Annotated in this window: 9 protein-coding genes and 2 tRNA genes; 7 read left to right on the plus strand and 4 right to left on the minus strand. The window is 71.4% G+C overall.

The window, feature by feature from the left end:
* Positions 1-4: 4 nt before the first annotated feature.
* On the minus strand, positions 5-529 hold the full coding sequence (locus tag E6U81_RS33790; RefSeq protein ID WP_136233817.1) for an NUDIX domain-containing protein: 525 nt from the start codon (positions 527-529) through the stop codon (positions 5-7).
* Between the two features lie 84 nt (positions 530-613).
* Between E6U81_RS33790 and E6U81_RS33795 the strand changes: the two genes are divergently transcribed.
* Entirely contained in the window at positions 614-2269 is a 1656-nt protein-coding gene (locus E6U81_RS33795) for an FAD-binding dehydrogenase (protein WP_136233818.1), read from the plus strand.
* 91 nt (positions 2270-2360) lie between these two features.
* On the opposite strand, the gene E6U81_RS33800 is transcribed toward E6U81_RS33795, so the two are convergent.
* Positions 2361-2786, minus strand: a complete 426-nt coding sequence (locus E6U81_RS33800; protein ID WP_136233819.1) for an ASCH domain-containing protein — start codon at positions 2784-2786, stop codon at positions 2361-2363.
* A gap of 375 nt (positions 2787-3161) precedes the next feature.
* Between E6U81_RS33800 and E6U81_RS33805 the strand changes: the two genes are divergently transcribed.
* From E6U81_RS33805 to E6U81_RS33815, 3 genes are all read left to right on the plus strand, one after another.
* Positions 3162-4109, plus strand: a complete 948-nt coding sequence (locus tag E6U81_RS33805; protein ID WP_136233820.1) for a hypothetical protein — start codon at positions 3162-3164, stop codon at positions 4107-4109.
* An 80-nt stretch (positions 4110-4189) separates the two neighbouring features.
* Positions 4190-5734, plus strand: coding sequence for an APC family permease (locus E6U81_RS33810; RefSeq protein WP_136233821.1), 1545 nt, complete (start codon positions 4190-4192; stop codon positions 5732-5734).
* Positions 5735-5943: 209 nt separating this feature from the next.
* Positions 5944-7383, plus strand: a complete 1440-nt coding sequence (locus tag E6U81_RS33815; RefSeq protein ID WP_136233822.1) for an amino acid permease — start codon at positions 5944-5946, stop codon at positions 7381-7383.
* A gap of 193 nt (positions 7384-7576) precedes the next feature.
* Here the strand turns inward: E6U81_RS33815 and E6U81_RS33820 are convergent.
* Positions 7577-7661 (minus strand) — tRNA-Leu (locus E6U81_RS33820).
* Between the two features lie 144 nt (positions 7662-7805).
* Positions 7806-7893, minus strand: a tRNA-Leu gene (locus tag E6U81_RS33825).
* A 172-nt stretch (positions 7894-8065) separates the two neighbouring features.
* Here E6U81_RS33825 and E6U81_RS33830 point away from each other — a divergent pair.
* The 3 genes from E6U81_RS33830 to E6U81_RS40650 form a co-directional block, all read left to right on the plus strand.
* Positions 8066-9391 carry a M20/M25/M40 family metallo-hydrolase gene (locus tag E6U81_RS33830; RefSeq protein WP_136233823.1) on the plus strand — a complete coding sequence of 442 codons (1326 nt, stop codon included), beginning with the start codon at positions 8066-8068 and terminating at the stop codon, positions 9389-9391.
* Between the two features lie 131 nt (positions 9392-9522).
* On the plus strand, positions 9523-9756 hold the full coding sequence (gene chpH, locus E6U81_RS33835) for a chaplin ChpH (RefSeq protein ID WP_030963738.1): 234 nt from the start codon (positions 9523-9525) through the stop codon (positions 9754-9756).
* Between the two features lie 157 nt (positions 9757-9913).
* Positions 9914-10412, plus strand: a 499-nt coding sequence (locus E6U81_RS40650) for a chaplin (RefSeq protein WP_136233824.1), incomplete at its 3' end; no start/stop codon positions are given.

A 10412-nucleotide genomic window follows, 5' to 3' on the forward strand; every position in this document is an offset into this window, starting at 1 on the left:
CTGATCAATCTACTGGCGGGAGCCGGTACGCGCGCAGCCGCCGGTAGGCCTCCAGCCCGTCCGGCACCCAGTCCCACTCCCCGTCCCCGACCCGCCGGTCCAGCTCCTCCCGCGTGAGGAAGGTGTGCCAGTCCACCTCCGAGACCTGCGGGGCCACCGGCAGCTCGCACCGCACCTCGTACACGGAGGACCACCAGGACCCGCCCGGGCCCTCGTACAGGAACTTGAACAGGGGTGCCGGCTGCGGCAGCCCCCGCACCCCGAGCTCCTCCCCGGCCTCCCGCAGCGCGGCCTCCCCGTAGCTCTCGCCGGCGCCCAGCACCCCGCCCACGAACATGTCGTAGTGGGAGGGGAAGACGAGCTTCGAGGCGGTCCGCCGGTGCACGAAGATCCGCTCCTGCGCGTCCCTGGCCAGCACGAACACACAGCGGTGGATCAGTCCGCGGGCGTACACCTCGCCCCGCCGGGCCTGCCCGAGGACCCGGTCCTCCCGGTCCACCACGTCCAGTACTTCATCTGCGGCACTCACGGGTTCATCCAACCACCGCTGTTGACTGGTTACCGCTCCGTAGCAAAGGATCTGCCCCACCATCGACGGAGGACGGGTATCCGCATGACGTACGACGCAGACGTGATCGTGATCGGAGCCGGGCTCGCGGGGCTCGTGGCCACCGCCGAGCTCGTCGACGCGGGCCGCAAGGTCATCCTGCTCGACCAGGAGCCGGAGCAGTCCATCGGGGGGCAGGCGCACTGGTCCTTCGGCGGGCTGTTCTTCGTGGACTCGCCCGAGCAGCGCCGGATGCGGATCAAGGACAACCGGGACCTCGCCCTCCAGGACTGGCTGGGCACGGCCGGGTTCGACCGCGACGAGGACGCCTGGCCGCGCCGCTGGGCCGAGGCCTACGTCGACTTCGCGGCCGGGGAGAAGCGCCCCTGGCTGCACCGGCAGGGCGTCCGCTTCTTCCCCGTCGTCGGCTGGGCCGAGCGCGGCGGCTACGACGCCAACGGACACGGCAACTCCGTCCCCCGCTTCCACATCACCTGGGGCACCGGACCCGGCCTGGTGGAGCCGTTCGTACGGCGGGTCCGCGAGGGCGTGGCCCGCGGCCTGGTCCGCCTCGCCTTCCGCCACCGGGTGACCGGGCTGTCCGCCACCGCCGGCGCCGTGGACACCGTCACCGGCGAGGTCCTGGAGCCCTCCGACGCCGTACGGGGTACCGCCAGCAGCCGCGAGGCCACCGGGTCCTTCTCCCTGCGGGCCCAGGCCGTGATCGTCACCAGCGGCGGCATCGGCGGCAACCACGACCTCGTACGCGCGCAGTGGCCCGCCCGGCTCGGCACCCCGCCGCAGCGGATGCTCTCCGGGGTCCCCGCGCACGTGGACGGCCTGATGCTGGGCATCGCGGAGGCCGCGGGCGCCAGCCACATCAACAAGGACCGGATGTGGCACTACACCGAGGGCATCCAGAACTGGGACCCGATCTGGTCCCAGCACGGGATCCGCATCCTCCCCGGCCCGTCCCCGCTCTGGCTGGACGCCACGGGCAAGCGGCTGCCCGTCCCGCTCTTCCCCGGCTTCGACACCCTCGGCACGCTCGACCACATCATGAAGACGGGCCACGACCACACCTGGTTCGTGCTCAACCAGCGCATCATCGGCAAGGAGTTCGCCCTCTCCGGCTCCGAGCAGAACCCGGACCTCACCGGCAAGTCCGTGCGCGACGTCATCACCCGGGCCCGCCAGGCCGTGCCCGGCCCGGTCAAGGCCTTCATGGACCGCGGCGCGGACTTCGTCGTCGAGCGGGACCTCTCCGCCCTCGTGCGCGGCATGAACGCCGTCACCAAGGAGGACCTCCTCGACGAGGCCGCCGTCCGGCGCGAGATCGTGGCCCGCGACCGGGAGATCGCCAACCCCTTCACCAAGGACCTCCAGGTCACCGCCATCCACGGCGCCCGCAGATACCTCGGCGACAAGCTGATCCGCACCGCCGCCCCGCACCGGATCCTCGACCCGAAGGCCGGCCCGCTGATCGCGGTAAGGCTCTCCATCCTGACCCGCAAGTCACTGGGCGGCCTGGAGACCGACCTCTCCTCGCGGGTCCTGACCGGCACGGGCGAACCGCTGCCGGGCGTCTACGCGGCGGGCGAGGCGGCCGGGTTCGGCGGCGGCGGGGTCCACGGCTACCGGGCCCTGGAGGGCACCTTCCTCGGCGGGTGCATCTTCTCGGGCCGCGCGGCGGGCCGGGCCGCGGCGCAGGCGGTCGGCTGAGGCCGGCTCCGGCGCGTGTGGTCGGCTGAGGCAGGCCGCGGCGCGTGCGGTCGGCCGCGGCCCGCGGCCCGCGACCCGCGCGCCGGGGGCGTCAGACGAGCCGCTCGGTGACCCGGAACCGTTCCGCGATGACGAGGGTGTCGTCGTCGACCGTGAACCCCGGGTCGCCGATCACGGTGCGCACCGGCTCGCTGTGCCAGAACTCCTCGTGTGCCGTGCGCCATTCAGCCACCGACGTGTACCCCTCGCCCTCGTCGAGGGCGTGCTCCAGCCCCACCTCGGCGAGCCGCAGCACCTCCACGGCCGTCACCTCCACCACCGCCACACCCCGCTCGTCGGAGTCGACCAGCAGGGACCGCGCGCCGGGCTCCGGCAGGGGTTCCCGCTCCGCCTCGTACTCCGCGAGCAGGCCGGTGGTGCTGGTCTTCACCCCGCTCAGCACGGCCGCGACCAACTGGTCGCGCAACGGGCCGGGGAACCCCAGCAGGTACGGGGGAAGATCGTCATATGCAGTCATACGGCCACCCTAAGGCGCCGCCCCCGACCTGCCGGAACGAATATCGCCCGCCCAACTGGCACGGTCGCCACAGCAGTTGAAACCCGCCACGCAGTGGACTGGACCTTGACTCGGAGCTGCGCGTACCGCTTTGCTGTGCGTGATCACCGGAGTGCTCACCGGAGTTCCGAGCGAATTCCGCCTGCGCACCGGCGACCCGACGCAGCACCACCGCAGTTCCTCCGCAGTCCCCCGGAGTTCCGCGGAGCTCCACCGGCACGATCCCCAGACCTCACGGCCCGACCACCCCACCACGCGCGTGCGCCCGGCGCGCGCGGGGGAGGTCGCCACCGACCCGATCCCCGTCCGCCCGCGTCCTGGAGGGAAACCCCGCGGATGTCCCCGCCTCCGCCGCCCCTCGGCCGCGCCCGCAAGCGGGACGCCCAGCTCTTCGACCCCGCCCTCTGCGACGCCGAACTCATCGACGTACGCTCCCAGTTCACCCAGGGGCGCTGGGCCAGGGTCCGTTCCCTCCTCGTCGGCACCGGCGACGACTGGGACCGCCGGGGCCACCGCGTCGTCGTCCTCGCCCAGACCCCGGCGGCCACCGCCTGGGCCCGCGAGTGGCTGCTCGCCGAACCGGACAGCGCCGACGCCGCCACCCTCCTGGCCTGCGCCGCCGTCTTCACCGCCCTGCGCCACAAGTGCACCCCGGCCGCGGCCGAGGAAGCCTGCCGCCGGGCCGCCGCCCTGCTCCCCGACGACCCCACCCCCTGGCTCGGTCTGCTCCTGCTCTCCCGCGCCTTCGGCACCGAGGAGGAGTTCAGCCGCCACTTCGACCAGGTCCGGGCCCGCCACCGCGAGCACCACCACGCCCACCACCTCATGGTGGCGAAGCTGGCCGAACGCACCCTCGCCCCCGGCCAGGACCCGCTCCACGAGGTCTACGACTTCGCGGCCTGGGCCGCAGAGGAGTCCCCGGCCGACTCACCGCTGGCCGTGCTCCCCGTCGTCGCGCACGCAGAGCGCTACCGGGTGCTCGCCGCCACGCGCGGCCACACCCCCGAGGCGGCCGCAGCGCACTGGGAGGGCCGCCGCGCCCGCCAAGTGCTGCGGTCCGCCTTCGACTGGTGGCTGGAGTGGGAGCGCGACGACCACCCCCGCAACCGGGTCGACCTCAACTTCCTCGCCCACGCCAAACTCTGCGAGGGCCGACCCGCGGAGGCCGCCGCGCTGTTCCACCGCATCGGCAGCCACGCCACCCGCGCCCCCTGGTCCTATCCCGACCGCGACCCGCACAAGGCCTTCCTCGCCGCGCGCAACGTCGCACTCGGCACCGCCTGACCCTCCCCACGGCCCCACCGCCTCACCCCCCGCTTCCCCATCCGCCCCCGAAAGAACCGCGCCCCGGAAAGGACGCCGCCATGCCGACGGGCAGATCCACCACGCTCCAGGAACCGGCCGAGATACGCACGTACAAGGGCCAGGACCGCGCGCTGCGCGCCGACCGCCTCGGCACCGCAGGCATGCTGCTCTCCGTACTCGCCGCGAGCGCCCCCCTGATGGTGGTCGCGGGTGTCATGCCCACGACCTTCGGCTTGATGGGCGTCGTCGGCCAGCCCCTGCTCTTCGTCATCCTGGGCCTCGTCCTCGCGCTCTTCAGCGTCGGCTACGCCGAGATGAGCCGCCACGTCCACAACGCGGGCGCCTTCTACGCCTACATCGCCCGCGGCCTCGGCCCCACCGCCGGCGCCGCCGCCTCCCTCGTCGCCCTCGTCGCGTACAGCGCCATGCAGGTCGGCGTCTACGGCATCCTCGGCTTCGAGATCTCCGGCCTCTTCGCCACCTACCTGGACATCGAACTCGCCTGGTGGATCCCCGCCCTGCTCGCGGTCGCCGTCACCGGCGCGCTCGGCTGGCTCAAGATCGACCTCAACGCCAAGGTCCTCGGCGTCCTGCTCCTGATCGAGTGCGCCCTCGTCGTCGTCTTCGACGCCGCCGCCCTCGCCAAGCCCGGACCCGAAGGCCTCTCGCTCCACGCCTTCAACCCGGAGACCCTCGGCGGAGCCGGCCTCGGCACCGCCCTGTGCTTCTGCATCGCCGCCTTCGTCGGCTTCGAGCAGTCCCCGGTGTACGCCGAGGAGACCAGCAAGCCGCACATCGTCGTCTCCCGCGTGATGTTCCTCGCCGTCGGCTTCGTCGCCCTCTTCTTCGCCTTCAGCGCCTGGGCGCTCACCATCGCCACCGGCCCCGGCGAGGTCGTCAAGACGGCCGCGGAGGCCGGCCCCGGCCTGCTCTTCCAGCTCACCGAGGCCCGCCTCGGCACCGCCTTCACCGACGTCCTGCACGTCCTCTTCGTGACCGGCATGTTCGCCGCCATGCTCAGCTTCCACAACGTCGTCGCCCGCTACGCCTTCGCCATGGGCCGCGAGGGCCTGCTCCCGGCCGCCTTCGGCCGCACCAACGCCGGCACCGGCGCCCCCGCCACCGGCTCGCTCCTCCAGACCGGCATCGCGACCGTCGTCGTCCTCGCCTTCGCGGTCACCGACGACCTCCCGGCCGGCGACCCCACCGCCCCCGTCCTGCACCTGTTCACCTGGATGGGCAGCGTCGGCGCTCTGGGTGTGACGCTCCTCATGGCCACCGCCTCCTTCGCCGTGATCGCCTTCTTCGTCCGCCGCGGCACCGCCGGCGCCCAGGTCTGGCGGCTCGTCGCGGCGGCCGCCGCCGGCCTCGCCCTGCTTGCCATCGCCGTCTACACCGTCAAGGACTTCGGTGTCCTCGTCGGCGCCGAGAAGGGCTCCGCGCTCAGCTGGGTCCTGCCCGGCATCATCGGCGCCGCCGTCGTGGCCGGACTGCTCTACGGCGTCTTCCTGCGCCGCAGCCGCCCCGAGGTCCACGCCCGCATCGGGCTCGGCAACGAAGCCTTCCGCCTCGATCAGGTGGCAGAGGGCACACCCGCCGACTGACCTCGCTTTCCAGCCCCTACGAAGCCCCCGACGCCTGTTTCCAAGGTCGTCGGGGGCTTCGACGTACAGGGGCGATTTTGGCGGCTGGCCGAGCCTCGTGGTCTCCTATGGCGATCAAAACACCCGGAACGCGTCACAGGGGACACCACCCAGCTCCCCTGCGGGGCCCTCCCGGCTGCCTGTCCCACCCACGAAGGCGAATGTCATACATGAGTGACCGCACCATGACCGAGGCACCCGCTCCGGCGCCCTCCCGCCATGTCGACGCCGGTGACGAGGGTTACAGCAAGGACCTCAAGTCCCGCCACATCAACATGATCGCGATCGGCGGAGCGATAGGCACCGGCCTGTTCCTCGGCGCCGGCGGCCGCCTCGCCGGCGCCGGCCCCTCCCTCGCGATCGCCTACGCGGTCTGCGGCGTCTTCGCCTTCTTCGTGGTCCGGGCCCTCGGCGAGCTGGTCCTCTACCGTCCCTCCTCCGGCGCCTTCGTCTCCTACGCCCGCGAGTTCATGGGCGAGAAGGGCGCCTACACGGCCGGCTGGCTGTACTTCCTGAACTGGTCCACGACCACCGTGGCCGACATCACGGCCGCCGCCGTGTTCGCCCACTACTGGTCCGCGTTCACCGACGTCCCGCAGTGGGTCCTCGCGTTCATCGCGCTCGCCATCGTCCTCACCGCCAACCTGATCTCGGTGAAGTACTTCGGCGAGATGGAGTTCTGGTTCTCGATCGTCAAGGTCAGCGCCCTGGTGATCTTCATGCTGGTCGCCATCTACCTGCTCGCCACCAGCCACCCGATCGACGGGCACACCCCCGGCCTGTCGACGATCACCGACAACGGCGGCCTCTTCCCCTCCGGCGTACTGCCGATGCTCCTGGTGGTCCAGGGCGTCGTCTTCGCGTACGCCTCCGTCGAGCTGTGCGGCGTCGCCGCGGGCGAGACCGAGAACCCGGAGAAGATCATGCCGAAGGCGATCAACTCCATCATGTGGCGCGTCGGCGTCTTCTACGTCGGCTCCGTCGTCCTGCTGGCCCTGCTGCTCCCGTACTCCGCCTATTCCGCCGACCAGTCCCCGTTCGTGACCGTCTTCGACAAGCTGGGCATCCCCGGTACCGCGGGCATCATGAACCTGGTCGTCCTGACCGCCGCCCTCTCCTCGCTGAACTCGGGCCTGTACTCCACCGGCCGCATCCTGCGCTCGATGGCCCTCTCCGGCTCCGCCCCGAAGTTCACCGGCGTCATGAACAAGGGCAAGGTCCCCTACGGCGGCGTCCTCTTCACCGCCGCCTTCGGCGTCGCCGGCGTCGGCCTGAACTACTGGATGCCGGGCGAGGCCTTCGAGATCGTCCTCAACCTCGCCTCCATCGGCATCCTGGGCACCTGGGGCATGGTCATGCTCTGCTCGCTCTTCTTCTGGCACCGCTCGACGAAGGGCCTGGTCTCCCGCCCGTCCTACCGCCTGCCCTGGGCCCCGTACACCCAGATCGTGACCCTGATCTTCCTCGTCACGGTCCTGGTGCTGATGTGGAGCGACGGCGGCGTCGGCCGCACCACGGTGATGCTCCTCCCGGCCATCGCCGCCGCCCTGGTCGGCGGCTGGTTCCTGGTCCGAGGCCGAGTGGCCGAACTGGCCGCCGACCGCGACTGACGTTCGCGAGGGCTCCGAGGCCCCCCGCACCGGCGACCCGCCGGCGCGGGGGGCCTCGCATGTTGCCGAGCCCGCCCTGAGCGGCGGGGGGACCGGGGCCGGTGTCGTGTCGGGCGGGAGCGCCCTCGCCCGTACGGCCCCGAGACGCGCGAGAGGCCGGTCGGGATTTCTCCCGACCGGCCTCTCGTCGTTGTGTCCGAGGGGGGACTTGAACCCCCACGCCCGATAAAGGGCACTAGCACCTCAAGCTAGCGCGTCTGCCATTCCGCCACCCGGACCGGGTGTGTGTCGTCCGCCCTCGCGGGCCGTTGCGACGAGCGAAACACTACCAAACAATCCGGGGCCGCCGCCGCGCGCCCGGTGCCGACCGCGGCCGCTCCCGGGAACGAAGAAGGACCCCGCCGAAGCGGGGTCCTTCTCGTTGGTGTCCGAGGGGGGACTTGAACCCCCACGCCCGATAAAGGGCACTAGCACCTCAAGCTAGCGCGTCTGCCATTCCGCCACCCGGACCGGGTGTGTGCCGTCCGTCCCTCGCGGGCCGTTCCGACGTGGAAAACATTACCAAACGGCGGGGGGTCCTCGATCACACCCCCCGACGGCCGGGGATCGCCCTTGGGGACAGGGGCCCGGGGGGCGAGGATGGGAACGTTCGGTACTGAGTGGATCAGTGGGAGGAAGCAGCGTGAGCGAGTCGAGCGCGGGCAAGACCGTTTCCGGCGAGGACGAGGTCGTCGACCTCTGCCGGGACCTCATCCGGATCGACACCAGCAACTACGGAGACCACTCGGGCCCCGGGGAGCGCAAGGCGGCGGAGTGGGTCGCCGAGAAGCTCGCCGAGGTCGGGCTGGAGCCGCAGATCTTCGAATCGCACAAGGGGCGCGCCTCGACGGTGGCCCGGATCGGGGGGGAGGACCCCTCGCGGCCCGCACTGCTGATCCACGGGCACACCGACGTGGTTCCGGCCAACGCCGCGGACTGGACGTACGACCCGTTCGCGGGTGAGATCGCCGACGGCTGCCTCTGGGGCCGCGGCGCCGTCGACATGAAGGACATGGACGCGATGACGCTGGCCGTCGTCCGCGACCGGATGCGCAGCGGCCGCAAGCCCCCGCGGGACATCGTGCTGGCCTTCCTCGCCGACGAGGAGGCCGGCGGCATCTACGGGGCCCGGCACCTCGTCGACAAGCACCCGGGCCTGTTCGAGGGCGTCACCGAGGCGATCGGCGAGGTCGGCGGCTTCTCCTTCACCGTGAACGAGAACCTCCGGCTCTACCTCGTGGAGACCGCCCAGAAGGGCATGCACTGGATGCGCCTGACGGTGGAGGGCACCGCGGGCCACGGCTCCATGACCAACAACGACAACGCCATCACGGAGCTGTGCGAGGCCGTGGGCCGGCTCGGCCGCCACCAGTGGCCGGTGCGCGTGACCAAGACCGTACGGTCCTTCCTGGACGAGCTCTCGGACGCGCTCGGCACCCCGCTGGACCCGGACAACATGGACGCCACGCTCGCCAAGCTCGGCGGCATCGCCAAGATGGTCGGCGCGACCCTGCGCAACTCGGCCGCCCCCACGATGCTCGGCGCCGGCTACAAGGTCAACGTCATCCCGGGCCAGGCGACGGCCCACGTGGACGGCCGCTTCCTGCCGGGCTACGAGGAGGAGTTCTTCGCGGACCTGGACCGCATCCTCGGCCCCCGCGTGAAGCGCGAGGACGTGCACGCCGACAAGGCCCTGGAGACGGACTTCGACGGCCGGCTGGTCGAGGCGATGCAGGGCGCCCTGCAGGCGGAGGACCCGATCGCGCGGGCGGTCCCGTATATGCTCTCGGGCGGCACGGACGCCAAGTCCTTCGACGACCTCGGCATCCGCTGCTTCGGCTTCGCGCCGCTGCAGCTGCCGCCGGAGCTCGACTTCGCCGGAATGTTCCACGGCGTGGACGAGCGGGTGCCGGTGGAAGGACTGAAGTTCGGGGCGCGGGTGCTCGACCGATTCATCGACAACGCCTGAGATTCGAGAAGGTGTGCGCATTCCACTGAGAAGAGTGAATGCACTCATACGCTCGTAGCCCTGGTGATCCCTCCTCGTTACAGGTGGTGCGGTCCGCGGCTGGGACCGCACTTTGCCTACTAGGAGGAACAATGCTCAAGAAGGTTGTCGCCGCTGCGGCTGCCACCGGTGGTCTGGTTCTCGCGGGTGCGGGTCTGGCCGTCGCCGACGCGGGCGCCCAGGGTGCGGCCATCGGCTCCCCCGGCGTCCTGTCCGGCAACGTCGTCCAGGTCCCGGTCCACATCCCGGTCAACGTCTGCGGCAACACCGTGTCCGTGATCGGCCTGCTGAACCCGGCCTTCGGCAACACCTGCGTCAACGCCTGACGCGACTGAAGTCTTCGGCCCCGGAGCGCAATCCAGCGCTCCGGGGCCACCGGCCTTTTACGGCCCGAAATCATTCATCGGCGTACCAGGCGGGGGAGCCTGGGCGGCCGGGTCTGCGAGCTCCGGCCGATACGTACACACCAGGGGACGAGTACAGATGCGACGACCGGCACAGGTCACCAGGAAGACCCTGATCACCATGGCTGCCGCGGGGGGTGTCCTGGCGCTGGGCGGGGGCCACGCGCACGCGGATTCCGCCGCTACGGGGCATGCGAAGAACTCTCCGGGCCTGCTGTCCGGGAACACCGTGCAGGCGCCCGTGGACGCGCCGGTGAATGCCTGCGGGAACACGGTGACGGTGGTGGGAGGCCTCAACCCGGCCTTCGGGAACCACTGCGCCAACGCCTCGGGCCACGGCAAGCCGGGTCACCCCGGTCACCCGGGACACCCCGGAAACCCGGGCGACGACGAACCGTGCGACGACCACCCGGGCAACCCCGGGAATCCGGGCAACCCTGGGAACCCCGGTAACCCCGGTAACCCTGGGAACCCCGGTAACCCTGGGAACCCCGGTAACCCTGGGAACCCCGGTAACCCTGGGAACCCCGGTAACCCTGGGAACCCCGGTAACCCTGGGAACCCCGGTAACCCTGGGA

The sequence above is a fragment of the Streptomyces sp. A0592 genome (assembly GCF_004795115.1).
GTDB lineage: Bacteria > Actinomycetota > Actinomycetes > Streptomycetales > Streptomycetaceae > Streptomyces > Streptomyces erythrochromogenes.

Bases quoted from the DNA above. Each gene is read 5' to 3' on its own strand.
- E6U81_RS33795 (WP_136233818.1), top strand. From the start codon at position 614: ATGACGTACGACGCAGACGTGATCGTGATCGGAGCCGGGCTCGCGGGG.
- E6U81_RS33800 (WP_136233819.1), bottom strand. From the start codon at position 2,786: ATGACTGCATATGACGATCTTCCCCCGTACCTGCTGGGGTTCCCCGGC.
- E6U81_RS33805 (WP_136233820.1), top strand. From the start codon at position 3,162: ATGTCCCCGCCTCCGCCGCCCCTCGGCCGCGCCCGCAAGCGGGACGCC.
- E6U81_RS33810 (WP_136233821.1), top strand. From the start codon at position 4,190: ATGCCGACGGGCAGATCCACCACGCTCCAGGAACCGGCCGAGATACGC.
- E6U81_RS33815 (WP_136233822.1), top strand. From the start codon at position 5,944: ATGAGTGACCGCACCATGACCGAGGCACCCGCTCCGGCGCCCTCCCGC.
- chpH (WP_030963738.1), top strand. From the start codon at position 9,523: ATGCTCAAGAAGGTTGTCGCCGCTGCGGCTGCCACCGGTGGTCTGGTT.